This is a genomic window from Mangrovibrevibacter kandeliae, from assembly GCF_024519155.1.
Taxonomy (GTDB): domain Bacteria; phylum Pseudomonadota; class Alphaproteobacteria; order Rhizobiales; family Rhizobiaceae; genus Mangrovibrevibacter; species Mangrovibrevibacter kandeliae.
The window spans coordinates 97,839-121,268 of record NZ_JANIFJ010000008.1; the positions used below are offsets into that span (position 1 = coordinate 97,839).

The 23,430-nt window shown below is 68.6% G+C and carries 22 protein-coding genes; 14 read left to right on the forward strand and 8 right to left on the reverse strand.

All coding sequences use genetic code 11. The annotated features are described in order from the left end of the window. Positions 1 to 19 precede the first annotated feature (19 nt). From NPA30_RS17665 to NPA30_RS17685, 5 genes are all read left to right on the forward strand, one after another. Positions 20 to 1,033: a branched-chain amino acid ABC transporter permease gene (locus NPA30_RS17665; protein WP_256804099.1), complete on the forward strand. Its 1,014-nt coding sequence runs from the start codon at positions 20 to 22 to the stop codon at positions 1,031 to 1,033. 4 nt (positions 1,034 to 1,037) lie between these two features. Next, entirely contained in the window at positions 1,038 to 2,201 is a 1,164-nt protein-coding gene (locus NPA30_RS17670) for a branched-chain amino acid ABC transporter permease (protein ID WP_306228984.1), read from the forward strand. Positions 2,202 to 2,211: 10 nt separating this feature from the next. Further along, positions 2,212 to 2,967, forward strand: a complete 756-nt coding sequence (locus tag NPA30_RS17675; RefSeq protein ID WP_256804100.1) for an ABC transporter ATP-binding protein — start codon at positions 2,212 to 2,214, stop codon at positions 2,965 to 2,967. Next, positions 2,964 to 3,749 carry an ABC transporter ATP-binding protein gene (locus NPA30_RS17680; protein WP_256804101.1) on the forward strand — a complete coding sequence of 262 codons (786 nt, stop codon included), beginning with the start codon at positions 2,964 to 2,966 and terminating at the stop codon, positions 3,747 to 3,749. Before NPA30_RS17675 ends, NPA30_RS17680 begins: the two co-directional genes overlap by 4 nt. A 174-nt stretch (positions 3,750 to 3,923) precedes the next feature. After that, positions 3,924 to 4,112, forward strand: a complete 189-nt coding sequence (locus NPA30_RS17685) for a hypothetical protein (protein ID WP_256804102.1) — start codon at positions 3,924 to 3,926, stop codon at positions 4,110 to 4,112. Positions 4,113 to 4,225: 113 nt separating this feature from the next. On the opposite strand, the gene NPA30_RS17690 is transcribed toward NPA30_RS17685, so the two are convergent. The 6 genes from NPA30_RS17690 to NPA30_RS17715 are packed head-to-tail and all read right to left on the reverse strand — an operon-like array spanning position 4,226 to position 10,311. Further along, positions 4,226 to 4,810, reverse strand: a complete 585-nt coding sequence (locus NPA30_RS17690; RefSeq protein WP_256804103.1) for an NAD(P)H-dependent oxidoreductase — start codon at positions 4,808 to 4,810, stop codon at positions 4,226 to 4,228. 5 nt (positions 4,811 to 4,815) lie between these two features. Continuing rightward, positions 4,816 to 6,234 (reverse strand): FAD-binding oxidoreductase, encoded by a 1,419-nt coding sequence (locus tag NPA30_RS17695; protein ID WP_372338854.1) that lies wholly within the window; start codon positions 6,232 to 6,234, stop codon positions 4,816 to 4,818. Further along, positions 6,234 to 7,556 carry a cytosine deaminase gene (locus NPA30_RS17700; RefSeq protein WP_256804104.1) on the reverse strand — a complete coding sequence of 441 codons (1,323 nt, stop codon included), beginning with the start codon at positions 7,554 to 7,556 and terminating at the stop codon, positions 6,234 to 6,236. Before NPA30_RS17700 ends, NPA30_RS17695 begins: the two co-directional genes overlap by 1 nt. A 7-nt stretch (positions 7,557 to 7,563) precedes the next feature. Further along, positions 7,564 to 8,460, reverse strand: coding sequence for an ABC transporter permease (locus NPA30_RS17705; RefSeq protein ID WP_256804105.1), 897 nt, complete (start codon positions 8,458 to 8,460; stop codon positions 7,564 to 7,566). After that, positions 8,457 to 9,278 carry an ABC transporter ATP-binding protein gene (locus tag NPA30_RS17710; protein WP_256804106.1) on the reverse strand — a complete coding sequence of 274 codons (822 nt, stop codon included), beginning with the start codon at positions 9,276 to 9,278 and terminating at the stop codon, positions 8,457 to 8,459. The genes NPA30_RS17705 and NPA30_RS17710 overlap by 4 nt, the downstream gene beginning before the upstream one ends. A gap of 22 nt (positions 9,279 to 9,300) precedes the next feature. Next, positions 9,301 to 10,311: an ABC transporter substrate-binding protein gene (locus tag NPA30_RS17715; RefSeq protein WP_256804107.1), complete on the reverse strand. Its 1,011-nt coding sequence runs from the start codon at positions 10,309 to 10,311 to the stop codon at positions 9,301 to 9,303. A 178-nt stretch (positions 10,312 to 10,489) separates the two neighbouring features. Between NPA30_RS17715 and NPA30_RS17720 the strand changes: the two genes are divergently transcribed. The 6 genes from NPA30_RS17720 to NPA30_RS17745 all read left to right on the forward strand — a co-directional run bounded on the left by NPA30_RS17720 (position 10,490) and on the right by NPA30_RS17745 (position 15,332). After that, positions 10,490 to 10,906 (forward strand): RidA family protein, encoded by a 417-nt coding sequence (locus tag NPA30_RS17720; protein ID WP_256804108.1) that lies wholly within the window; start codon positions 10,490 to 10,492, stop codon positions 10,904 to 10,906. Then, complete coding sequence (locus tag NPA30_RS17725; protein WP_256804109.1) at positions 10,906 to 11,700, forward strand: creatininase family protein; 795 nt, start codon at positions 10,906 to 10,908, stop codon at positions 11,698 to 11,700. The genes NPA30_RS17720 and NPA30_RS17725 overlap by 1 nt, the downstream gene beginning before the upstream one ends. A gap of 230 nt (positions 11,701 to 11,930) precedes the next feature. After that, the gene (locus NPA30_RS17730; protein ID WP_256804110.1) at positions 11,931 to 14,054 is read left to right on the forward strand and encodes a catalase; all 2,124 of its coding nucleotides are present in this window, start codon (positions 11,931 to 11,933) and stop codon (positions 14,052 to 14,054) included. A gap of 155 nt (positions 14,055 to 14,209) precedes the next feature. Further along, complete coding sequence (gene clpS / locus NPA30_RS17735; RefSeq protein ID WP_256804111.1) at positions 14,210 to 14,515, forward strand: ATP-dependent Clp protease adapter ClpS; 306 nt, start codon at positions 14,210 to 14,212, stop codon at positions 14,513 to 14,515. Positions 14,516 to 14,613: 98 nt separating this feature from the next. Beyond that, positions 14,614 to 14,856: an Lrp/AsnC family transcriptional regulator gene (locus NPA30_RS17740; RefSeq protein WP_256804112.1), complete on the forward strand. Its 243-nt coding sequence runs from the start codon at positions 14,614 to 14,616 to the stop codon at positions 14,854 to 14,856. Next, positions 14,853 to 15,332, forward strand: a complete 480-nt coding sequence (locus NPA30_RS17745) for a GNAT family N-acetyltransferase (protein ID WP_256804113.1) — start codon at positions 14,853 to 14,855, stop codon at positions 15,330 to 15,332. The genes NPA30_RS17740 and NPA30_RS17745 overlap by 4 nt, the downstream gene beginning before the upstream one ends. Positions 15,333 to 15,496: 164 nt before the next feature. Here NPA30_RS17745 and NPA30_RS17750 read toward each other — a convergent pair whose 3' ends face one another. Next, the gene (locus NPA30_RS17750; RefSeq protein ID WP_256804114.1) at positions 15,497 to 16,891 is read right to left on the reverse strand and encodes an FAD-binding oxidoreductase; all 1,395 of its coding nucleotides are present in this window, start codon (positions 16,889 to 16,891) and stop codon (positions 15,497 to 15,499) included. Positions 16,892 to 17,134: 243 nt separating this feature from the next. Between NPA30_RS17750 and NPA30_RS17755 the strand changes: the two genes are divergently transcribed. Beyond that, complete coding sequence (locus NPA30_RS17755; RefSeq protein ID WP_256804115.1) at positions 17,135 to 17,920, forward strand: SDR family NAD(P)-dependent oxidoreductase; 786 nt, start codon at positions 17,135 to 17,137, stop codon at positions 17,918 to 17,920. Between the two features lie 66 nt (positions 17,921 to 17,986). Here NPA30_RS17755 and NPA30_RS17760 read toward each other — a convergent pair whose 3' ends face one another. Continuing rightward, positions 17,987 to 18,916, reverse strand: a complete 930-nt coding sequence (locus tag NPA30_RS17760) for a cyclase family protein (RefSeq protein ID WP_256804116.1) — start codon at positions 18,914 to 18,916, stop codon at positions 17,987 to 17,989. A 149-nt stretch (positions 18,917 to 19,065) separates the two neighbouring features. Here NPA30_RS17760 and NPA30_RS17765 point away from each other — a divergent pair, with 149 nt between their 5' ends. Both NPA30_RS17765 and NPA30_RS17770 read left to right on the forward strand, forming a co-directional pair. Then, the gene (locus NPA30_RS17765; protein ID WP_256804117.1) at positions 19,066 to 19,506 is read left to right on the forward strand and encodes a hypothetical protein; all 441 of its coding nucleotides are present in this window, start codon (positions 19,066 to 19,068) and stop codon (positions 19,504 to 19,506) included. Between the two features lie 85 nt (positions 19,507 to 19,591). Next, positions 19,592 to 23,428, forward strand: a complete 3,837-nt coding sequence (locus tag NPA30_RS17770; protein WP_256804118.1) for an AsmA family protein — start codon at positions 19,592 to 19,594, stop codon at positions 23,426 to 23,428. Positions 23,429 to 23,430: the final 2 nt, after the last annotated feature.

A 23,430-nucleotide genomic window follows, 5' to 3' on the forward strand; every position in this document is an offset into this window, starting at 1 on the left:
ATATTGCGGCGGAGTTTGAATGGACGCGTTGATACTGCAGGTCTTGAACGGGCTGGACAAAGGCGGGGCCTATGCGCTGATCGCGCTCGGCCTGACGCTCATCTTCGGCACCCTCGGTGTCGTCAACTTCGCGCACGGCGCGCTGTTCATGCTCGGGGCCTTCTGCTCGGTCAGCTTCGCCAAGCTCCTGACCATCTCCGAGCGGGTGCGCGACGAGAGCGTCACCTTCTTCGAGGCCTACAAGGAGGTCCCGTACCTCGAGATCTGGTGGGGCGAGACCGGCAAGTCGATCGTCGACTGGGCGGTGCCGCTGTCGCTGCTCCTGACCGTGCCCGTGATGCTGCTCGTCGGAGTCGCGATGGAGCGCGGCCTGATCCGCTTCTTCTACAAGCGCAGCCACGCCGAGCAGATCCTCGTCACCTTCGGCCTGGCGATCGTCCTGCAGGAGATCGTCAAGAGCTTCTTCGGCGCCAACCCGATCCCGCTCGCCGCCCCCGCAGCCCTGTCCGGCAGCGCCGACATCGGCAGCCTCGTCGGCCTGCACGGCATCTCCTACCCCTTGTGGCGCATGATCTACTTCGTCTTCTCGCTGGGCGTGATCGGCGCGGTCTTCGCGTTCCTGCAGCTCACGACCTTCGGCATGGTCGTGCGGGCCGGCATGGCGGACCGCGAGACCGTCGGCCTTCTCGGCATCAACATCGGCCGGCGCTTCACCGTGGTGTTCGGCATCGCGGCCGTCGTCGCCGGGCTCGCGGGATCGATGTACACCCCGATCCTGTCGCCCAACTACCATCTCGGCATGGATTTCCTGGTGCTCTCCTTCGTGGTGGTGGTGGTCGGCGGCATGGGCTCGCTCGGCGGCGCGGTGGTCGCCGGATTCCTGCTCGGCATCCTGCAGTCCTTCGCCTCGATGACGCAGGTGAAGGCGATCATCCCCGGGATCGACCAGATCATCATCTACCTCGTCGCCGTGGTGATCCTCCTGGCGCTGCCGCGTGGCCTGATGGGCCGGCGCGGCGTGATGGAGGCCTGAGCCGATGAGCACCGTCACCGCCCGTCCGGGCCCGAAGCGCGAGCTCCTGACGCTCGCGATCTTCGCGCTCGCCATCCTCACGATGCCGATCTGGCTCGCCCCGATCGGCGCCGGCTATCCGGACATCCTGCAGAAGTTCGCCATCTTCGGGATCTTCGCGATCGGCTTCAACATCCTGTTCGGCTTCGCCGGCTACCTGTCCTTCGGCCACGCCGCCTTCCTCGGCGCCGGGTCCTACGCCGCGGTCTGGGCCTTCAAGCTGTTCAGCCTCAACGCGGTCTTCGCGATCGTCTTCGCCATCGCGGTCGCCGGCATCTTCTCGCTCGTCATCGGCTACGTGAGTCTCAGGCGCTCCGGCATCTACTTCTCGATCCTGACGCTCGCCTTCGCTCAGATGTCCTACAATCTGGCCTACTCGGTGCTGACTCCGATCACCAACGGCGAGACGGGGCTGCAGCTCTCCGGCGGCGACCCGCGCGTCCTGGACCGGGCGCTGTTCGTCACCACCTCGCGGCTGCAGCCACCGGACCTCTTCGGGATCGCGCTGCAGGGCTGGTCGGGCTTCTATTTCTGTGCCGTGCTCCTGGTGATCGCCTTCTACGTGTCGATGCGCATCCGTCATTCGGCGTTCGGGCTGACGCTGCTCGCGATCAAGTCGAACCAGCGGCGCATGGGCTTCACCGGCTTCTCGGCCAAGCCCTACCTGCTCACCGCCTTCGTCATCTCGGGCATGTATGCCGGCCTTGCCGGGGCGCTGCTGGCGACGACCGATCCGCTCGCAGGCGCCGACCGCATGCAGTGGACGGCGTCGGGCGAGGTGGTGCTGATGACGATCCTCGGCGGCGTCGGCACGCTGCTCGGCCCGGTCATCGGAGCGGCGCTGATCAAGTATCTCGAGCAGATCTTCTCCTCGTTCAACGAGGCGCTGCTGCACCGCACCTTCGACTTCCTGCCGGGGGCGGCCGACGACGTGGTGACGGCTATCTTCGCGCCCTTCGTCGGTGAGGGCTGGCAGCTGACGCTCGGCCTGATGTTCATGGCGATCGTGATCTTCCTGCCGGGCGGCATCATGGAGGGCGTACGACGCATCGCCGGCGCCAGCCGCCGCCAGCGCACCGGCAGCTCGGCTGCGGCGCGCGAGGTCGGCCGCCGCATTCCCGCCGAATGAGGTTCGCAGCATGAGTCTTCTCGCCATCCACGGCGTCAACAAGCGCTTCGGCGGCCTGCGCGCGCTGAACGACGTCAACCTGTCGATCAAGCAGGGCAGCGTGCACGCCATCATCGGGCCGAACGGGGCCGGCAAGTCGACGCTGCTCAACTGCCTTGTCGGGCGGATCAAGCCGGACGAGGGGCGGGTCGATTTCGACGGGCGCTCGCTGCTCGGTCTCGAGCCGCAGGCGATCAACCAAGCGGGTGTCGCGCGCGTCTTCCAGACGCCCGAGATCTTCCCGGACCTGTCGGTGATGGAAAACGTCATGATGCCGGCCTTCGCCAGCAAGGACGGCGCGTTCCGCATCGGCTTGTGGAGGCGGGTTGCTGACCGGCGCGACGTCGAGGCGGAGGCGGAGGAGATCCTCCACGACCTGAACCTCTGGGACCAGCGCGACCATCACGCCGGCTCGATGTCTAGAGGCGACAAGCGCCGGCTGGAGCTCGCGATGTGCCTGGTGCAGCATCCGCGGCTCCTGCTCCTCGACGAGCCGACGGCCGGAATGTCGCGCGCCGACACCAACAACACCATCGACCTTCTGAAGAAGATTGCCGCCCGCGGCATCACCAAGGTGATCATCGAGCACGACATGCACGTGGTCTTCTCGCTCGCCGACCGGGTGTCGGTGATGGCGCAGGGCACCGTGATCGCCGAGGGCACGCCGGCCGAGATCAAGAACGATCCGCGCGTCCAGGAAGCCTATCTCGGAGGTGCCCACCTATGAGCCAGGCGACGACGACGGCAAAGCATCCTCCCGCGCGTGCAGCCGGCGCCGCCCGCCCGGCGGCGAAGGAGGACGCGCCGGCCTTCTTCTCGGCGCGCGGCCTGCATGCCTATTACGGCGAGAGCTACATCGTGCAGGGCGTCTCCTTCGACGTCCGCGAAGGCGAGATCCTGGCGCTGCTCGGGCGCAACGGGGCCGGCAAGACCTCGACGCTGCGTACCATTGCCCGCGCCGGCTCACCCGACCTGAAGGCCGGCGAGATCTGGCTCGACGGGGCGCCGCTGCACCAGATGAAGAGCCACGAGGCGGCGCAGCGCGGCGTGCAGCTGGTGCCGGAGGATCGTCGCATCATCCCCGGGCTGACGGTGGAGGAGAACCTCAAGCTCGCCCAGATCAACCCGCCGATCGGCTGGTCGATCGAGCGGATCTACCAGCATTTCCCGCGTCTGGCCGAGCGCCGCACGCAGGAGGGCGTGACGATGTCCGGCGGCGAGCAGCAGATGCTGGCCGTCGCCCGGGCGCTCGCCCGGGAGGTCAAGCTGCTCCTCCTCGACGAGCCCTACGAAGGCCTCGCGCCGGTGATCGTGCAGGAGATCGAGCGCATTCTCGAGGAGATCAAGACGCTCGGAATCACCACCATCCTCGTCGAGCAGAACGCCATCGCGGCGCTGCATCTCGCCGATCGGGCGCTGATCCTCGACATGGGCGAGGTCGTCTTCGACGGCGCGGCCCGCGAGGTGATCGACAACAAGGAGCTGCGGCTCCAGTACCTGGCGGTGTGATCGCGGTCGCTTCGCTTTTGAGGCAAATGCCGCATGCAGATCAGGCTTGCCGAACCCTTAACAGCGGGGGCCCGGACGCCTGCGCTCAGCGCATGGCCGCTGCCCGCCACCACCGTCTACTCATGCTGCGCTGCACAACGCATATTCCATAGCAACAGCACGAGGGATATCGTTATGAGCCGCCAGCCGAACCGTTCCATCAGCCCGCAGGGCCTCAGCCGCAGCATCCGCAGCTTCGCCGAGACCTTCGGCAGCGCCGCGTCCGTCGCCGCCGCCATCGAATCGGGCCGTCGTCCGAGCGGCGCCGATCTCAAGCGGCTCGGCATCGATCCGACCGCCTTCGCGGGCGTGCGCGTCTTCTAAACTCGCCGCGTTGGGACGGCCATGCAGCCGTCCCGCGCCCGGCACCGGTCGGGCTATGCCACACTCCATCGGGTGTGGCCGCTCCACGCGTCGCGGCCCTACCGAGCGCGGTCTCAGAACCGCGCCATCGCCCGCCGAACTTTGTCCTTGAACGCCTCGAGCTGCGGCTCGGTGTTGTTGTTCATGTCGTAGAGCGCGAGATACCGAACCGGTCCCGCGGGACGGAAGACCGTCCAGAACACGCGGGTCGCGACCTTGCGGGGCGGGTCGCCGACAAGCCAGGCGCGCGAGCGCTTGCCGCCATAGGTCGTGACGACCGCGATCTTCCTCTTGGGCGGCAGCACGCGCACCAGCGTGCCGCCGCGCATCTCGAAGGCGACGCCCGGCACGAAGACGCGGTCGAAGAATCCCTTGAGGATCGCCGGCAGCCCGAAGTTCCAGACCGGATAGACGAAGACGATCGCCTCGGCCGCCTTCACCCGCTCGACATAGGAGCGGATCGCGGGTGTCAGGTTGTCCGGCACGTCGTGGTAGAGCAGCCGCTCCTCGCGCGACAACACGGCGTCGAAGCCTTCGCCATATAGGCTGAGGTGATCGACCGCGTGGCCGGCCGCTTCCAGCTCCTCCAGCACGATGGCGTTCAGCGCCGCATTGTAGCTCGTTTCGACCGGGTGGGCGTGGACGACGAGGACGCGCACCGCCCTCAGGCCGCGCCGGAGACCGGCTGCAGGCCGGAGAACAGCCAGGCCTTGCCGGCGCTAAAGTCGAAGTCCGGGTTCTCCCAGGCGATCATCTTGCCGGGGTTCAGAATGCCGGCGGGATCGGCTTCGCGCTTGAAGGCGACCTGCCCGGGATCGGAGCGCTTCATGCCGCCTTCCTCCAGCGTGTAGCGGTGCGGGTTGAAGACGAGGCAGCCATTGTCCTCGTGGATCCGGATGATCTCCTCCAGCCGCTCCTCAGAGGTGAAACGCACGATCGGCAGCCCGGAAAAGACGACGCGGCCGTCGAAGCGGATGAGCTCGTTGTGCATCGGCAGCTCGTCGCCGAAGATCGCGATGATGCGCTTTAGCGTTTCGAGGTCAGGATACTGCGTCTGCAGGTAGGTGATGGTCGGATCGATCTTCAGCCCCCGCAGGGTCGTGTGGTTCCAGGCGAGCTCGTAGGCCGGCGGCAGACGCTTCCTGTCGTCCTCGCTCGCCAGGTCCGAGCGGTAGAGCATCTCACCCTTCTGGTGGGCGAGGAAGAGAGCGAGCGTCTCCATCGCCTGCGGCGCCGCCATCATCACGACGACCGACTGGTCGCGCCGGATGAACTTCTGGTGCCGGGTGAACCAGTCGTGCGGCACGGGCGCCGCGATCGGCGCGATCTCCTTGAGGAGGATGCCGTCCTGCAGCGCCACGTCCCGCCCGAAGCGCACGGCCTCCTCGATCGTGTCGAAGCCGGCGAGGACGTCGACCCAGTCATAGGCAGCCGTCAGCGGCATCTCGGCTTCGACGACGATGCCGTTGGTGCCGTAGGCGTGGGCGACCTTCAGGATGTCGGTGCCCTTGAGGTCGAGGATGCGCGGGTTCGCCTCGCAGGTCACGACCTTCAGGCCGAGGATGTTGCCGAAGTTGCGCAGGCCGCCCCAGCGGATCGAGCCGACGCCGCCCGAGCCGCCGGCGATGAAACCGCCGATGGTCGCGGTGCGATAGGTCGAGGGATGGAAGCGCAGCTCGGTGCCGGCCCCGGCCTTCGTCGCCTCATCGAGTTTGGCGAGGACCGTGCCGGCCTCGGCCCGCACCCGCATCGTGTCGCTCTCGATCACCCGGTCGAGGCCGGCAAGGTTGAGGATGGCGCCGCCGGCGAGCGGCATCGCCTGTCCGTAGTTGCCGGTGCCGGCGCCGCGCGGGGTGATCGCGACACCGAAGCGATGCGCCGCGGCGAGCGTCGCCACCACCTCCTCGACGCTGCGCGGCGAGACGACGAGATCTGCGGTGACGTGGTCGAGCTGGCGCTTGAGGACGGGCGAGTACCAGTAGAAGTCCCGGCTCTTCTGCAGGACGAGCTTCGGGTTGTCCTCGACGGGAATGTCGCCGAGCGCATGGCGGAAACCGCCGAGGTCCATCGAGGCTCTGTCCATCACCGGTCCTGCATGAGGTCGTCGAGTTCGCGATAGTCGGGAAGCGTGGTGTCGATCGCCCGGCCGGCGCGCAGCACGGTTCGCTCGCCCTGCGGGCGGGCCATCAGCTCGTGCCAGGTGCGGGCACCGAAGAGGACGAGGTCGGCCGACGCGCCCGGCGTGATGCGCGCCTGATAGTCGAAGCCGCAGGTGGCGGCGGGCAGGGCGGTGACGGCACGCAGCCAGTCCCACGCGTCCGCCACCGGATGGTCGAACTGGGCGATCCGTGCGCTCTCGCGAAAGACCTCGAGCATGTCGAGATCGCCATAGGCGTAGAACGGGTCGCGCGTGTTGTCGGAGGCGAGTGCCACGGCGACGCCGGCCGCCTGCAGTTCGTTGACCAGCGTGACGCCGCGCCAGCGCGGGGTGCGGGCCGGGCCGTCCGCCGGCGCTCGATCCTGCAGGTACATGTTGCACATCGGCAGCGACACGATGGTGATGCCGGCCTCTGCGACCCGGGCGATGGTATCCCGCACGAACCCCTCGTCCTGGATCGCCAGCGAGCAGCAGTGGCCGGCGGTGACGCGGCCTGCATAGCCGGTCTCGATGACGGCCTCGGCGAGCGCCCGCAGCGATCGCGCCTTGGGGTCGCCGCTCTCGTCGATGTGGAGATCGAGGTCGAGGCCATGCCGGCCGGCTGTCTCGACGGCGGCGCGGACGGCCTCGGGCGCGCGGTCGTGGACGGCAACGGAGCCGCCGAGGAGGCCGCCATGGGCCGCCGCCATACGGGCGACCTCGTCGAGCACGGCGGGATCGAGCAGGTGGTCGGGACCGACCAGCGCGACGGCCTGGAGCTCGATGCGGCCGGCCCAACGCTCGCGCATGGCGGCGAAGAGCGGCCAGGAGATGTCGTGCTGCGGCGGCGCGGAGTCGAGATGGGTGCGGATCGCCGCGGTGCCGTGCGCGAAGGCGCAGCGCAGCGAGAAGTCCATCCGCCGCTGGGCGTCGACCGACGACCAGTTCGCCTCGCGGTCCGCCTTCACCGCCAGCAGCGCGCCGAGCCAGGTGCCGTCCGGATTGGCCTGGCGCGGCCAGACGTGACCCTTGTCGAGATGGGTGTGCATGTCGACGAAGGCCGGAAGGACGAGGCCGCCGTCGCAATCGTGCAGGGGCAGGTCGTCGTCGCCAAGCCCGCTTCCGGCGGGCGCCACGCTCTCGATCCGGCCGCTCCGGATCGTGATGTCGACGCGCGAGACGGCGCCGCTGCGCTCGCCGGTGGCCGCGTCGGGCAGGCTGGCGTTCCGGAGCAGCACGCTGCCGTCGATGGGGGGTCGGTCTCGCATGGTCGTCTCAGTTCTCGCGCTTGATCGCGCTCTCGTGCCAGCGTCGCAGCGCCAGCCAGGAGATCAGCGAAGTCAGGCCGAAGATCGCGACGCCGGTCGCCGACAGGAGCAGCAGCGCGGCGAACAGGCGGGGGATGTTGAGCCGGTACTGCGCTTCCAGGAGACGGAAGGCGAGGCCGGATCCGGCGCCGGCCGATCCGGCCGCGAACTCCGCGACGACGGCGGCAATGAGCGCCAGCCCGCCGCCGATCTTGAGACCCGCCATGAAGTAAGGCTGCGCCGCCGGCAGTTTCAGCAGCCACAGCGTCTGGAAGCGCGAGGCGCCGTAGAGCTCGAAGAGGTTGAGGAGGTTGTGATCGACGCTCTTCAGCCCCTGCACCATGTTGGACAGGATGGGGAAGAAGGCGACGAGGAAGGCGCAGATCAGGAGCGCGACCTGCGTCGAGGAGGCGTAGACGAGGATCAGCGGCGCGATCGCCACGATCGGCGTCACCTGCAGGATCACCGCATAGGGATAGAGCGCGAGCTCGATCCAGCGCGACTGGACGAGGAGGATCGCGAGCCCGACGCCGCCGATCAGCGCCAGCACAAGCGCCGAGACGGTGATCTTCAGGGTGACGAGCAGGGCGGGGTAGAGCGTGCCCCAGTCGGTCCACAGGGCCGTCGCGACCGCAACCGGGCTCGGCAGGATGTAGGGCGGCACCTTGTTGATCTCGACGTAGAGCTGCCAGACGAGGATGGTCAGCGCGAGCATCGCGACCGGGATCGTCAGCTTCAGGCTGCGCTCGATCCGGGCAGCCTGCGCCGCCGCCGCGTCCCGCTCGCCGGCCTGCCCCGCGGCGAACTTGCCGGCGTCGTCCTCGGCCGGGGCCGCGACGCCGCTGAGGGCCGGATAGTCGCTCATGCCGCAGCGCTCGGCGCGTGGATCGCCAGTTGCAGCGCATCCGACACGCGCCGGCAGAGCGCGGCATAGGCGTCGGTGGTGCGGAAGCTCTCCACGCGCGGCCAGGGCGCGTCGAGCGGCAGGTCGGAGACGACGCGGCCGGGACGGGCGCCCATCACCACGATGCGGCTCGACAGGTAGGCGGCCTCGTAGACCGAGTGGGTGACGAAGACGACGGTCAGGTCCTGCTCGTGCCAGAGGCGGAGGACGTCGTCGTTCAGCTTCTGGCGGGTGATCTCGTCGAGGGCGCCGAAGGGCTCGTCCATCAGAAGCAGCTTCGGCCGGGTGACGAGGGCACGCGCGATGGAGACGCGCATCTTCATGCCGCCCGACAGTTCGCGCGGGTAGGCGCGGGCGAAGTCCTCCAGGCCGACGGTCTCCAGCACGTGCATGATCCGCTCGCGCGCCTCGGACTTGCCGATCCGCTTCAGGCGCAGCGGCAGGTGGACATTGCCGAACACGGTCTGCCAGGGCATCAGCGTCGGCTCCTGGAAGACGAAGCCGATCTCGGCCTCCGGCTTGCCGCGAACGTCGACGCGCGATCCCGGATAGTCGATCGCCCCGCTCGAGGCGTCGCCGAGCCCGGCGATGATGCGGAGCGCCGTCGACTTGCCGCAGCCGGACGGGCCGAGCAGGCTGATGAACTCGCCCGGCATCACGTCGAGCGTCATCCGAGACAGCGCCAGCGTCCCGTTGGAGAAGCGCTTGGAGACGTCGCGCACCGCCACGATCGGCCGGCGGCGCGTTTCGCCGGAAGGGCGGGTCTCGGTATCGCTCATCATGCGACCGTCACGGTGCGCGTCAGGACTTGGCGAGGTCCTTGCCGACGCCCTTGCAGACGAACTGGAGGGTATAGGCGGTCTTGTAGTCCAGCGACGGATCGACGACGCCGATCTTGGTCATGGTGTCGAAGAAGTCCTTGTAGCGCTGGTCCGTCATGCAGCCGATGCCCTTGTCCTCGGCAGCGCCCGAGACGACGATCCCGTACTCCTTCATCTTGGCGAGCGAGAACGCCATCTGGTCGTCGCTCATCTCGGGATTGTCCTGCTTGATCAGTGCGTCGGCAGCCGCGTGGTCGCCATAGAGGTAGTTGTACCAGCCCTCGATCGAGGCATCGACGAAGCGCTGCACCACGTCCGGATGCTCCGCGACCATCTTGGTCTGGGTCTCGATGGTGGTGGCGTAGGGTGCATAGCCCTGGTCGGCGAGGAGGAAGACCTTCGGTGCCCAGCCGGCCTGCCGCTCGACCTCGAAGGGCTCCGACGTGACAAAGCCCTGCTGCGCCGACTTCGGGTCGGCGATGAAGGGCGCCGGGTTGAACTGGTAGGGCTTGAACTGCTCGTCGGAGAAGCCGTCATAGTTCGCCTTCATCCACGAGAAGTAGGTGATGAACCCCTCCTTGCCCATGAAGATCGTCGGCAGCTTGGCGAGGTCGGCAAAGCTGTCGACGCCCTGGTCCGGGTGCGCCATCAGCACCTGCGGGTCCTTCTGGAAGATCGCCGCGACGGTGACGAGCGGAACGCCCTGCTTGACCGCGTCGAAGGCGCCGAGCGTACCGCCCATGTAGAAGTCGATCTGGCCCGCGATCAGGAGGTTGCGGTTGGCTGCCTGCGGCCCGCCCTGACGGATCGTCACGTCGAGGCCGTACTTCTTGTAGGTCCCGTCGGCGACCGCCTGATAGAAGCCGCCATGCTCGGCCTGGGCGAGCCAGTTGGTGCCGAAGGTGACCTTGTCGAGATCCTGCGCCAGCGCTGGGCCGCCGATGCCGGCCAGTAGCGCGAGGGCGGTGAAGAAGGCGGTCCTGCAGATCATGCGTGTCGCTCCTCGTGCGCTCCGGCGGCTGGCGTCGGGCTGGCCGAACCCTGCAGATCCGCGGGAACGGTAGGAGGAGACTATTTTTGAGCCGTGCCCATTTGCAAGGCGTTTTTCCGCAAGCCGCCGTTTATTTTCCGCATGTGCGAAGCTAGCGTTGCGATCGGGAGAATCCGCGATGCGCCGTCTCAATCCGCCCTTCATCCAACCGCCCTTCGCCGCCTATTCGCACGGAGTCGAGGTGCCGCCGGGCCGCCGGCTCGTCTTCTGCTCCGGGCAGCTCGGCATCGATCGCGAGGGACGCGTCGCCGCCGATTGCGAGGGTCAGGCCGAGCAATGCTTCGCCAACATCGCAGCGATCCTCGCCGAAGCGGGCCTGACGCTGGCCGACATCGTGCGGATCAACGCCTATGTCACCAGCCGGGAGCATCTGGCGCCCTACATGGCGGTGCGCGACCGGCTGTTCCCCGCGCCGTTCCCCGCCTCGACGCTGATGATCGTGGCCGGCTTCGCGCGGCCGGAGTTCGTGGTCGAGATCGAGGCGGTGGCGGCGGGGCCGGTGGAAGCCGGGGTCCAGCCGGTGAGGGAGGCATGATGGCGAACGGTGCGCGGCGGGTCTGGTGGTCGCAGTACAAGACGACCGAGTTCGAGCGGCTCGACCCGATGCGGGTCATCGCAGTCCTGCCGATCGCGGCCGTCGAGCAGCACGGGCCGCATCTGCCGACCGGCACCGACCAGATGATCAACGAGGGCATGCTCGAGACGATGGCCGGCCTGGCGCCGGAGGATCTCGACCTGCGCATCCTGCCGGTTCAGGCGGTGGGCAAGTCGAACGAGCACCTGCACGCCCCGGGGACGCTCACTCTGCCGCCGAACGTGCTGATCGAGGCCTGGACCGAGCTCGGCCTCTCGGTGGCGCGCGCCGGGGTGCGCAAGCTGGTGATCGTCAACTCGCACGGCGGCAACGAGGAGATCATGGGCATCGTCGCGCGTGAGCTGCGGGTGCGGGCGAAGATGCTGGTGGTGAAGACCGCGTGGTCGCGCTTCGGCCACCCGGCCGGGATGATCGATCCGGCCGAGACGCGCTACGGCATCCACGGCGGGGAGGTCGAGACGTCGTTGATGCTGCACTTCCGTCCGGACACGGTCGCGATGGAGAAGGCCGAGACCTTCGTCTCCAGCGCGGTGCGCGACGAGACCGAGTTCGACCTCCTGCGCCCGACCGGCATCCATGCCTATGCCTGGATCGCCAGCGACCTCAACCCCAAGGGCACCGTCGGCGACGCCTCGAAAGGCACGGCCGAGAAGGGCCGGCGGATCGCGGAGCACGCCGCATCCGGCTTCGTGCGACTGCTGCAGGACGTGCGCAAGTCGTCGCTGCCGGCCTGAGCGGGATCGACCGGACCGTCGATCGTGCGGTGCCGTTACAAAATTGTCCGACGGTCGATCCGCCGAATGAGCGCTGTACGATCAGGTACATAGAGGAAGTATTCGCGCCAGCACGGGCCGCTGCCCGGTCGCCGAACGTCGCAGGACGGAACATCCACCCCGGCGGGCCATTGACGCGTGGTGCCGCGCTTCCGCGCGGCCTTCCCGACTGCGAGTAAAGGAACGGTGCAATGGCGGCCGAGACCAGCAATGCCAAGATGACGAAGGCGACGATGGGCGACCAGGCGGTGATGCGCGGCACCGGCGGCGAGACGCACCAGGTCGCGGGCGGCGACGTGCCGGTGCTGACGACGTCGCAGGGCGTTCCCGTCGCGGACGACCAGAACACGCTGAAGGCGGGACGCCGCGGCCCGTCGCTGCTGGAGGACCAGCACTTCCGCGACAAGATCTTCCACTTCGACCATGAGCGCATTCCCGAGCGTGTCGTCCACGCCCGCGGCTTCGGCGTGCATGGCAGCTTCGAGGCCTACGAGTCGCTGTCGGACATCACCACGGCCGACCTGTTCCAGCGCAAGGGCGAAAAGACCGATGTCTTCGTGCGCTTCTCGACCGTCGCCGGCAACAAGGGATCGCCTGATCTTGCTCGCGACGTGCGCGGCTTCGCGGTGCGATTCTACACCAGGGAGGGGAACTGGGATCTGGTCGGCAACAACATCCCGATCTTCTTCATCCAGGACGCGATCAAGTTTCCCGACCTGATCCACGCGGCCAAGCAGGAACCCGACCGGGGCTTTCCGCAGGCCCAGACCGCGCACGACAACTTCTGGGACTTCGCCTCGCTCAGCCCGGAATCGATGGCGATGATCATGTGGATCATGTCGGACCGCACCATTCCGCGCTCCTTCCGCACGATGGAGGGCTTCGGCATCCACACCTTCCGCTTCCTCAACGCCGAAGGGAAGTCGACCTACGTGAAGTTCCACTGGAAGCCGAAGCAGGGCTTGCAGTCGGTCGTGTGGAACGAAGCGGTCAAGATCAACGGTGCCGACCCGGACTTCCACCGCCGCGACATGTGGGACGCCATCCAGATCGGCGACTATCCCGAGTGGGAGCTTGGTCTGCAGCTCTTCGACGACGACTTTGCCGACAAGTTCGACTTCGACATCCTCGATGCGACGAAGATCATCCCGGAAGAGATCCTGCCGGTGAAGATCGTCGGCAAGCTGACGCTCGACCGCCTCGTCGACAACTTCTTCCAGGAGACCGAGCAGGTCGCCTTCCAGACCGGCAACGTCGTTCCGGGCATCGACTTCACCAACGACCCCCTGCTGCAGGGTCGCAACTTCTCCTATCTCGACACGCAGCTGAAGCGCCTCGGCGGCCCGAACTTCACCCACATTCCAGTGAACACGCCGAAGGGCACGACCGTCCGCAACTTCCAGCAGGACGGCCACATGGCCATGCGCAACCCCGTCGGACGGGCGAACTACGAACCCAACTCGTGGGGCGTCGCCGGTGGTCCGCGCGAGGCGCCGAAGGACGGGTTCCAGACGCATCCGACGGCGGTCGAGGGTGAGAAGCGCCGCATCCGTGCGGAGAGCTTCGCCGATCACTACAGCCAGGCCCGGCAGTTCTACGTGTCGCAGACAGAGACGGAGCAGAACCACATCGCCATGGCGCTGATCTTCGAGCTGTCGAAGGTCGAGACGCTGGCGATCCGCTCGCGGATGGTGTCGCATCTGCTCAACATCGACCAGGATCTGGCCAACACGGTCGCAAAGGGGCTGCGGCTGAAGGAGATGCCGAAGCCGGCCGATGCCGCAGTCAAGCCGCGCACCGACCTCGAGGCTTCGCCGAAGCTGTCGATCATCCTGAACGGTCCGGAGAGCTTCAAGGGCCGCAAGCTCGGCGCCCTCGTCACCGATGGGGTCGACATCGACCTCGTGAAGGCGTTGAAATCGGCACTGGAGAAGGAGGGCGCGCTGATCGAATTCGTCGCGCCGATGGTTGGGGGCGTCGAGGCCAGCGACGGCACCTGGATCGAGGCGAAGCAGAAGATCGACGGCGGACCGTCGGTCCTCTACGACGCGGTTGCGATTCTCGCCTCGAAGGACGGTGCGGCGCTGCTCGCCAAGGAGCCGACGGCAAAGGACTTCGTTTCAGACGCCTTCGTCCACTGCAAGTTCATTGCCTACACCGCAGCGGCGATGGCGCTGTTCGAGAAGACCGGCATTGCGTCCGACATGGACAAGGGCTGCGTGGAGATGAAGGCCGCCGGCGACGTGGCGGGCTTCGTGACCCTCTGCGGCAAGCTGCGGTTCTGGGAGCGCGAACCGAAGGTGAAGCCGATCTGACCCATCGTCATCAGCCAGACTGATCGTCGGCCGGCATGGCTTTGTCCCGTGCCGGCCGATCCTATATGGAGGCGCAGAGGGACCCGAAGTCCCGCCTTTCGGCACCGGCCGTGTCCTGCGGACGATCGGCCGACGCCGCCCAGCGAGTGGTCGCCATGCAGACAACCGAAACCAAGCCGCGCGTCCAGCCTGTCCAGAAGGTCGAGCGGCCGAAGCTCTACAAGGTCATTCTCGTCAACGACGACTACACCCCGCGCGAGTTCGTGGTGATGGTGCTGAAGGCCGAGTTCCGGATGAGCGAGGACCAGGCGCAGCGGGTGATGGTCACCGCGCACCAGAAGGGCGCCTGCGTGGTCGCCGTCTTCACGCGGGACGTCGCGGAGACCAAGGCGGCGAGCGCGACCGACATGGCCAAGGAACTCGGCTTCCCGCTCCTGTTCACGACCGAGCCCGAGGAGTAGGCGAGAGCGCCGGCGGTGCGCTATGCACCCTTCGTGCTCTCGGGTGCCGCATCGGCACCTTCATGGGTCCGACCGTGGCTCGACAGTGGGAAGCTTCGATGAAGACCATCTTCGTGCAGTTCAAGTGCAAGCCCGGAAAGGCCTATCAGGTCGCCGACGAGCTGGTGCAGACGGTCGAGCAGATCTCGGAGGTCTACTCGACGTCCGGCCAATACGACCTCATCGCCAAGTTCTACCTCGACGACAACAGGGACATCGGCCATTTCGTCACCGAGCGGCTGCAGGTGATGGACGGCGTCGCCGACACCTTCACGCTCGTCGCCTTCAAGCCCTTCCTGTGACGGGCGACGCTGCGGCCGCCGTCTTGCGCCGGGCGGAGCCGGACGATGCGCCGGCGGTCCGGGCGCTGACGCGTGACGCCTATGCGAAATGGATCGCGGTCATCGGACGCGAGCCGAGGCCGATGCTCGCCGATCCTGCCGCCGCGATCCGGGACCATCGCGTCGATCTGCTTCTGGTGGACGATGCGCTCGCCGGCCTGATCGAGACCATCGAGAAGCCCGACCATCTCCTGATCGAGAGCGTCGCGGTCGCGCCCGGCATGCAGGGGCGCGGCCATGGCCGACGCCTGCTTGCGCACGCCGAGGATCTGGCGTTGCGGCAGGGTCATGCGGAGCTCCGCCTCTACACCAACGCGGCCTTCGCGACGAATGTCGCGCTCTACCGGCGCTGCGGCTACGGCGTCGTCCTGGAAGAGCCGTTCCTCGGCGGCACGACCGTCCACATGTCGAAGATGCTTGCGAGGACGATCGGATAGGCACTCCGCGCCAACCCTGGCCTTATGGCTCCGGCCGTGTCGCCGGCGGCCGGATCGGGTGAGGCGGTGCGGGATCGAGGAGGGCGCCGAGGATCGAGCGCGTGACAGAGCCCGCCCGATGACGCGCCCCTGGGCTCGGGTGCTGGTGGTCCCTTCAGGCCGGACTACAGCACCTTGCCCGGATTGAGGATGCCCTTCGGATCGAGCGCCACCTTCAGCGAGCGCATCAGGGCGATCTCGGCCGGGGAGCGGGCGAGGTCCAGCCACGGCTTCTTCAAGGTGCCGATCCCGTGCTCGGCGCTGATCGTGCCGCCATGGGCGGTGGTGGTCCGGTAGACGAAGTCCGACAGCGCGACGTGGGCGTCGTGGTCGCCGGCGTCGCCGCCGGGAATCTGGGCGGTGAAGTGGAGGTTGCCGTCGCCGAGATGGCCGAAGGAGACCCCGGCGAGGCCCGGCCATTGCCGCGCGATGCCAGCCTCCAGCGCCTCGACGAGCGCGCCCGTCTCGCCGGCTGGCACGCCGACGTCATAGTTCGCCACCGGTCCCATCACGGCCTGGAAGTCGGACACGCTCTCGCGCAGTGCCCAGAGGTCGGCCACCTCGCGCTCCGACTGCGCGAGCACCGCATCCTCCACGACGCCGGCGTCGATCGCCGCGCCGAGCACCGCCTCCAGCCGTGCCGGCTCGTTCTCGGGGTCGAAGCCGCTCGCCTCGATCACGACGTAGAGGCCGTGGCGCCCGCGCAGTGGACGCGGCAGGGTCGGCAGCCCGGCCGACATCGTCTCGTAGAAGCTCGGCCACATCGCTTCGAAGGCGGATAGCGTCGGCCCGAGTCCGTCGCGCATGCGGCGCAGGAGATCGAGGGCGGCGTCGACGTCCCGGCAGCCGCAAAGTGCCGCCGTCGAGAAGCGCGGCCGCGGTTGCAGGCGCAGCACGGCGCGCGTGATGATGCCGAGCGTCCCTTCCGAGCCGAGGAAGAGCTGCTTGAGATCGTAGCCGGCATTGTTCTTCAGCATGCGGTTCATCGACTTGAGAACGGTGCCGTCGGCGAGCACCGCCTCCAGTCCGAGGACGTGCGCGCGGGCCATGCCGTACCGGATGACGCGGATGCCTCCGGCATTGGTGGACAGGTTGCCGCCGACCGTGCACGAGCCGCGCGCCCCGAGATCGACGGGGAAGATCATCCCGCCGGCCTCGGCCGCAGCCTGGACCGCCTGCAGTGTTGCGCCGGCCTCGACCGTGACGCAGGCGAGCGTCGCGTCGACCGGGCCGACCGCGGTCATCCGCTCGAGCGACAGCGCGACCGTACCGTCGGAGGGATGGGCCGCGCCGGCGAGCCCGGTGAGGCCGCCCTGCGGCACGACGGGAAGATCGAGAGCGCTGCACGCTGCAAGCGCCGCTGCGACGTCCGCTGTCGACCGCGGCCGCACCAGCGCCAGCGGCCGGACCGGTGGCAGGCCGCTCCAGTCCTGCCGATTGCGTGCCGGGATGGCGTCGCCGAGGGCGACGAGATCCTCGCCCAGCCGTGCCTGCAGCGCGTGCGCCCCATCCTCGGGCATGTCTCCGTCCTCCCTAAGCCTCCGCCGCTCTTAGATCATCGGCTCCTCCGGCTGGCAACGCACCGCTCGACCGCCTGCGGACCTGAGGCGCGCGAGCGGACGCACCGGCGCGCCGACGCCTCGCGCTCGCCGATGGCGGCCAAGACCCCGAAGCGGCGTTGCGCCGTCGCGGGACACGATCGGTTGCAGGGGTGCGAGGCGTGGTAGCGTCCCACCCGGCGCAGCCAACGGGAGGAGGATCGCATGGACATGGGTTTGAAGGGGAAGGTCGCGGTGATCACCGGCGGCTCGGTCGGCATCGGGCTGGCAATCGCCGAGGCGCTGGCGGCTGAAGGCGCTGACCTCCTGCTTGCAGCGCGCAACGCAGGACGTGTGGCGGCGGAGGCGGACCGCATCGCGGCGGCCTGCGGCGTGCGGGCGTTCGGGGTCGCCGCGGACGTCGCCACGCCGGCCGGGGTGGATGCAGTGATCGCGGCGGCCGAAGACCGCTTCGGCGGCTCAGATATCCTGATCAACAACGCGGGCACCGGATCGAACGAGACGATCGTCGAGGCGCCGGATGAGAAATGGCAGGCCTACTGGGATCTGCACGTCATGGCGGCGGTGCGTCTCGCGAGGGGAATCGTACCGCAGATGCGCCGGCGTGGCGGTGGGGTGATCCTGCACAACGCCTCGATCTGTGCGGCGCAGCCGCTCTGGTACGAGCCGATCTACAACGTCACCAAGTCAGCTCTGATGATGTTTTCCAAGTGCCTCGCGAGCGAGGTCGTCGGCGACAACATCCGGGTCAACTGCGTCAACCCCGGACTCATCCTCACACCGGACTGGATCAACACGGCGCGCAAGCTCACCGGCGACGGGGACTGGGAGAGCTATCTGCAGGGCGTCGCTGAGGAGCATTCGACGATCAAACGCTTCGGGACGCCGCAGGAGCTGGCGCACTTCTTCGTCTTCCTCTGCTCGGACAAGGCAAGCTACAGCGTCGGCTCGACCTATTTCGTCGACGGGGGAATGCTGAAGACCCTCTGACCGGATCGCGCCGAGAGAACGCCGGACCAAGGGCGGCGCTCCGCATGCGCGTGCGCCGCCAGTCCGTCAGCGCACGCGCATGCCGGCCTTGCTGTCGTAGTGCAGCGGCTTGTCGGACTTCGGCAGCGGCGCGTCGTCCGGCCCGATCGAAACGCCGTGCGGCCAGTCCGGCGGGCAGATCGCGACGTAGCGCGCATACCCGCCGAGGCCGCCGCCGAATTTCGGATAGCCGATGGCGACCAGCGCGCCGACCTCTGGGACCTGGTCGAGATTGGCGACGCCCTCGGCCTGCGCATACCCGTGATGCATCAGCCAGTCCTCGCCCTCCAGCGTCGGCGTCGAATCGGTGTCGAGCGGCTCGTGGCCGTGGAAGAGGATGTGCCGCTGCTCGTGCAGGAACTTCAGCGCGTCGAGGCTGACGCCGGGAAAACGGGTGAGCTTGGCGAGGGCGGGGTCCGGCCACCGCTTCGACCAGTCCGAACGGACGAAGACCACCGAGCCTTCGCGGATTGTCCCGTGGGCGCGCTCCCACGCCTCGATGTCGGAGACCTGCAGGGCATAGTTGTCGTCGGCTTTGAGCTGCTCGACGATGGAGATCACGACGAGCGGTCGGACGGCATAGGTCGGCGGCAACTCGTCGATACCCGGATATTCCGGCGCCCAATGGGCGGGCGGATCGAGCTGGGTGCCGAGCTGGTCGGTCCTGAGGGTGTATTCCGTCGCCTCGAAGCCGTGGGTCGCGTAGGTGTAGGTGTCACCCTTCCTGGCGTAGCCTTCGATGTCGCTGCCCGCCGTGGCCGGGGAGAAGGTGGCGCTGGCAAAGCCCGACCAGACCGGAATGTCCGGGGTGATCGTGTGGGTCAGGTCGACGTATTTCGCCCCCTTGAGCGCCGTTTCGTAGACCGACCAGAGGCCCGGCGACTCGGCGGCATCGGCCACAGGCGCGAGCGCGAGCGGGAGGAGGCAGGCGGCGGCAAGGACGCGGGGGAGGGACATGCTCGAACTCCGATCGGGCGCAGCGGATCCGCGGGGGCCCGCACGCAGCGCGTGCTGCATGAGGGCGGACGTCCCGCACGATGCAGCTTCGCTGCCGCTGAGGAACTTGTCCAGAATGGAAGCGCAGCCGAGCGTCGGACAGCGGCCGGATGAAGCGCGAGCCGCGCGAGGGACGCGGCGCGCGCACCGACGGCATCGAACGGCGCGCCGCGGCTGTCGGCGTCGAGAGGAGGGCCGTCGGCGGCACCTCTTCGGGAGGTGGCACGACCGCAGAAGACGATCGTCGCCTCGGTGACACCGCGACGATCGCGGTCTACGTCGATGCCGTGTCATCGCTGATCCGGGCTGTCGTCGTCCACCGGGTCCTGCATGTGCCGGTGCTTGCCGTCCAGCGGACGGCTCTGCGGGCGCCGACGGAGCTGCGACGGGAGCGGGCGGCCTTCGCGCGGGGCCAAATGTCCACGCGGGCGCCGGGCGTCGATCAAAGCGGCGGCAGGCCTGATCGGCGCCGATGCGACGATCCGCCCGACAGCGCCACATTAATTGTTAAGTCCATCGTGTATCGACAAATCTTGCGGCATCTGGCCTAACCTTCGTGTCAGGCGCGCGCTATCGAGGGGCCTCGCCGACACCGCCTTCGCCGCGTCCGGCGCCACAGCTAGTCGACCCGCCGCATTGCCGGCCGGCCGTCGACGCCGTTCGAGGAGAGGAGCCCTGGTCCGAGCCTTCATCGCCCTAGGCGGCCTGCTCGTCGTCGCGCTGCTCGCGGCGCTGATTGCGCCGTTCTTCATCGACTGGACCGCCTATCGCTCGGACTTCGAGCGGGAGGCGAGCGCCATTCTGGGCCGCAATGTCGTGGTGCACGGGGCCGCCAATGCGCGGCTCCTGCCGTTTCCGTCCGTCACCTTCGACGACGTGACGGTGGAAAGCGACGACGGACGGCCGCTGATGACGGTCCAGCAGTTCCGGATGGACGCCGAACTCGCGCCGTATCTCTCCGGCGAGATCCGCATCTTCTCGATGCAGCTGCGCAAGCCCGCGCTGCGTGTGCCGGTGTCGCGGGACGGGGCGATCGCCTGGGCCGTGCAGCGGCCGAACATACCGGTTGCCGGCACGGTGGTGCTCGAGAACATCGCGATCACCGACGGCTCGATCCTGATCGAGAGCGGCGTCTCCGGCCAGACGCATCAGCTCACCGGCATCGAGGCGACCTTCTCGGCCCGCTCGCTGCAGGGGCCGTTCAACGGCAGCGGGACGCTGGTCGCCGACGGGCGCCCGCTCGGCTTCACCCTCGGCAGCGGCGCGCGCGAGCCCGACGGCAAATTCCCCCTGAAGCTGACGCTGGATTCGAAGGCACTGAATGCCAGCCTCGTCTTCGACGGCGGGGCCACGGTCGTCGATCGCCTGCCACAGATCAGTGGCAGCGTCTCCTTCATCAGTCCGGCCGAGCAGCCGGCCGCGTCGAGCGGCGAGACGGTCACGCCGCCGCCGGCCTCGGTGCTGCCGCCGGTGAAGATGACGGGATCGCTCATCGCGACCGCCAAGGCGATCGACGTGACCGACATGCGGGTCGTCGTCGGGAAGGCCGACGTCCCATACACCCTCAACGGCATCGGCACCATCGACCTCGGCACGACCGCGCATTTCACCCTGCAGCTGCAGGGCGAGCAGGTGGACGTCGACAGCATCGCAACGGGCAGTGCCGAGCCGCATCAGCCGGTGACCTTTGCCGAGCGGATGCGCGCCGTGCGGGAGATCTTCGCGGCGGTGCCGCGGCCGCCGCTGCCTGGCGTGGCGCTCCTGACCCTGCCGGTCATCGTCGCCGGCGACACCACCATCCGCGACGTCGCGTTCGCCGCGTCACCCATGGACGCAGGGTGGTCGATCGATTCCTTCAGTGCCGAGCTTCCGGGGCGCACGCGCCTGGAGGCGTCGGGCGTCCTCGCACTCGACCAGACCTTCGGCTTCAAGGGCAACCTCCTGCTCGCCTCGCGCCAGCCGTCGGGCTTCTCCGACTGGCTCACCGGCGCGGTGGATCCCTCGATCCGCACGCTCAACGGCGCCGGCTTCTCGGCCGACGTCGATCTCGACGCCGAGCGCCAGGTGCTCGACCGGCTGGAGGTGGACGTCGGCGGCGACGTCCTCACCGGGCGCCTGGAGCGCCGGCGGACCGGCGAGGCGGGTGCGATCACCGCCGACCTGTCCGGGAAGCGCATCGACCTCGACAGCTTTCTTGCGCTCGCCGGGATCTTCACCGGCGACGCGCAGCCGCTGACGCGCGCCGATCATCTCGATCTGAAGCTGAAGGCCGGCCCGGTGCTGTATCGTGGCGCGACGGCCGACGCGATCGACGCAAGTCTCACCTATGCCGGCGATACGCTCGACGTCGGGCATCTGAGGGTGGACAAGCTCGCCGGGGCCGATCTTGACATGAGCGGCCGCCTGGAGGGCCTGCCGGAGGCTCCGAGCGGCCATCTCACCATCGATCTCGACGCCGACGAGCCGGCCCGGCTGGTGTCGTTCCTGCAGCAGCGCTTTCCCGGATCGCGCATGCTCGCGGCGCTGAGGGACCGCGCCGACAGCCTGTCGCCTCTGAAGCTGAGCGGCGACATCGAGACGGTCAACGCGGACACCGAACAGGCGAAGGGTGCGACCGCGCGCCTGTCCGGCACCGCGGCCGGCACGCAGCTCAGCCTCGACATCGACGCGCACGGGCGGCTCCTGGCTTCGAGCGGCGCGGAGGGCGCCTTCGATCTGTCGGCGACCCTGAAGAACCCCGAGTCGCACGTCCTCCTGCAGCAGCTCGGCCTGCCGACGCTGCCGATCGAGACGGCCTCGCCCCTGGCGGTCAGCCTGGCACTGTCCGGGCCCCGGTCGGGGACGGCGCGGGGCAAGCTGGTGGCCGAAGCGCCCGGCAGCCGGATCGAGGTCGATGGCGGCCTCGATCTCGAGGCCGGCGGTCTCGACGGTGCCGACCTCGCGATCTCGGCGCGGAGCGAGGACGCCGCACCCTGGTTGCTCGCGACCGGTGTCGCCTATGGCGGCAACGGGTTGGACGCGCTGCCGCTCGACGTCGCGGGCCGGCTCCAGTGGACGCCGCAGGGCGCTGCGCTGCGCGGTCTGGCGGGCACGATCGACGGGGTGCGGATCGGTGCCGAGTTGCAGAGGAGCGGCGACGCGCCGGTGACAGGCAGTGCCAGCGTCGGCTCGCTGTCGCTGCCCTGGCTCGCCGCACTGGTCTATGGCGCCTCGCCGCTCGACGCCAGCGGCTCGAGCGCGTGGTCGAAGGCCGCGTTCGCTGCGCCTCTGCTGCCGCAGACGCCCTTCCTCGTGGACGTGACGGCGGACGTGCTCGACCTCGACGACGGGACGCGGCTGACGGGGGTGACCGGGCGCATCGCCGGATCCGCCACCGATCTCCAGGTCACGGATCTGACGGCGGCCTACGCCGGGGGCACGCTCAGCGGGGCGGCGGCGCTGCGCAACATCGCCGGTCTCGGGGGCTTCTCGCTGACGCTGGACGCGAACGGCATCGCCATGCCGCAGTTGCTGCCGCCGCCCGCGGACACGCAGGGCATCGACGGCTCGCTCAGCGGACGCATCTCGCTCGAAGGCACCGGCCAGTCCTTCGCCGCGATGACGACGGCCGTCAGCGGCGCGGGCGACGTCACGCTGACAGGGGCGAGCGTGCCCGGCATCGCTGCGGGCAAGCTGCAAGGCATCCTCGATGCGGCGGACGCCGAAGGGTTCAAGGCCACGCAGGACAACACGGACGCGCTGGTCGCCGATCTCGATCGGGCGGCGCGGTTTCCGCTGGGGACCGTGCGCACCGACTTCACCGTCAATGGCGGTATCGCGCGGTTCGCGCCGGTGACGCTGAAGCAGGGCGGCGACACCCTCACGGCGGCTCTCTCGCTCGATCTTGCCGATCTGCGCCTTGCCGGGGACGTCGCACTCAAGCTCGATCCCGGCGACGAGGCGGTGGAGGGCGGCGAGCCGGTGATCAACTACAGCCTCGCCGGGCCTGTCAGCGCGCCCGTGCTGACGAGGGACACGCGGCCACTCTCGGGGTATCTCGCGGTGCGGGCGCTCGACAAGGAGCAGCAGCGCGTCGAGGCGATGCAGGAAGCGCTGCAGGAGAAGCTCAGACTGCGGCGCGAGGCGCGGCTCTACCGCTGGCGCGAGGCCGAGCAGGTCAAGGCGCGGGCGGCGCAGGAGGCGGCCGAAGCGGCCGAGCGCCTGCGGTTGCAGCGCCAGCAAGAGGATACGGCGCAGAAGCAGGGCGAGGCCGAAGCCGAGGCGGCGGCCCGCGAGGCCGAGGCGCCGACGCGGGCGCAGGACCAAGGGCAGCAACCGCGCGACGCGCAGGACCGCCGCAGCCGGCAACCGCAGCAGAGCCCGGCGTCCGGCCCGCGCTCGCTCAGCTTCGATCAGCCGGTGCCGAAGGATAACAACAGGACCCCGAGCCCGGATTTCGGGCTGCCAGGCGTCGAGCCGCCGCTGCGGTTCTAGAC

Coding starts and splice junctions, on each gene's coding strand:
- NPA30_RS17720 (WP_256804108.1), top strand. CDS start 10,490: ATGCGCCGTCTCAATCCGCCCTTCATCCAACCGCCCTTCGCCGCCTAT.
- NPA30_RS17730 (WP_256804110.1), top strand. CDS start 11,931: ATGGCGGCCGAGACCAGCAATGCCAAGATGACGAAGGCGACGATGGGC.
- NPA30_RS17725 (WP_256804109.1), top strand. CDS start 10,906: ATGGCGAACGGTGCGCGGCGGGTCTGGTGGTCGCAGTACAAGACGACC.
- NPA30_RS17740 (WP_256804112.1), top strand. CDS start 14,614: ATGAAGACCATCTTCGTGCAGTTCAAGTGCAAGCCCGGAAAGGCCTAT.
- NPA30_RS17765 (WP_256804117.1), top strand. CDS start 19,066: ATGAAGCGCGAGCCGCGCGAGGGACGCGGCGCGCGCACCGACGGCATC.
- NPA30_RS17755 (WP_256804115.1), top strand. CDS start 17,135: ATGGACATGGGTTTGAAGGGGAAGGTCGCGGTGATCACCGGCGGCTCG.
- NPA30_RS17710 (WP_256804106.1), bottom strand. CDS start 9,278: ATGAGCGATACCGAGACCCGCCCTTCCGGCGAAACGCGCCGCCGGCCG.
- NPA30_RS17695 (WP_372338854.1), bottom strand. CDS start 6,234: ATGGACAGAGCCTCGATGGACCTCGGCGGTTTCCGCCATGCGCTCGGC.
- NPA30_RS17760 (WP_256804116.1), bottom strand. CDS start 18,916: ATGTCCCTCCCCCGCGTCCTTGCCGCCGCCTGCCTCCTCCCGCTCGCG.
- NPA30_RS17675 (WP_256804100.1), top strand. CDS start 2,212: ATGAGTCTTCTCGCCATCCACGGCGTCAACAAGCGCTTCGGCGGCCTG.
- NPA30_RS17685 (WP_256804102.1), top strand. CDS start 3,924: ATGAGCCGCCAGCCGAACCGTTCCATCAGCCCGCAGGGCCTCAGCCGC.
- clpS (WP_256804111.1), top strand. CDS start 14,210: ATGCAGACAACCGAAACCAAGCCGCGCGTCCAGCCTGTCCAGAAGGTC.
- NPA30_RS17700 (WP_256804104.1), bottom strand. CDS start 7,556: ATGCGAGACCGACCCCCCATCGACGGCAGCGTGCTGCTCCGGAACGCC.
- NPA30_RS17670 (WP_306228984.1), top strand. CDS start 1,038: ATGAGCACCGTCACCGCCCGTCCGGGCCCGAAGCGCGAGCTCCTGACG.
- NPA30_RS17715 (WP_256804107.1), bottom strand. CDS start 10,311: ATGATCTGCAGGACCGCCTTCTTCACCGCCCTCGCGCTACTGGCCGGC.
- NPA30_RS17680 (WP_256804101.1), top strand. CDS start 2,964: ATGAGCCAGGCGACGACGACGGCAAAGCATCCTCCCGCGCGTGCAGCC.
- NPA30_RS17750 (WP_256804114.1), bottom strand. CDS start 16,891: ATGCCCGAGGATGGGGCGCACGCGCTGCAGGCACGGCTGGGCGAGGAT.
- NPA30_RS17705 (WP_256804105.1), bottom strand. CDS start 8,460: ATGAGCGACTATCCGGCCCTCAGCGGCGTCGCGGCCCCGGCCGAGGAC.
- NPA30_RS17665 (WP_256804099.1), top strand. CDS start 20: ATGGACGCGTTGATACTGCAGGTCTTGAACGGGCTGGACAAAGGCGGG.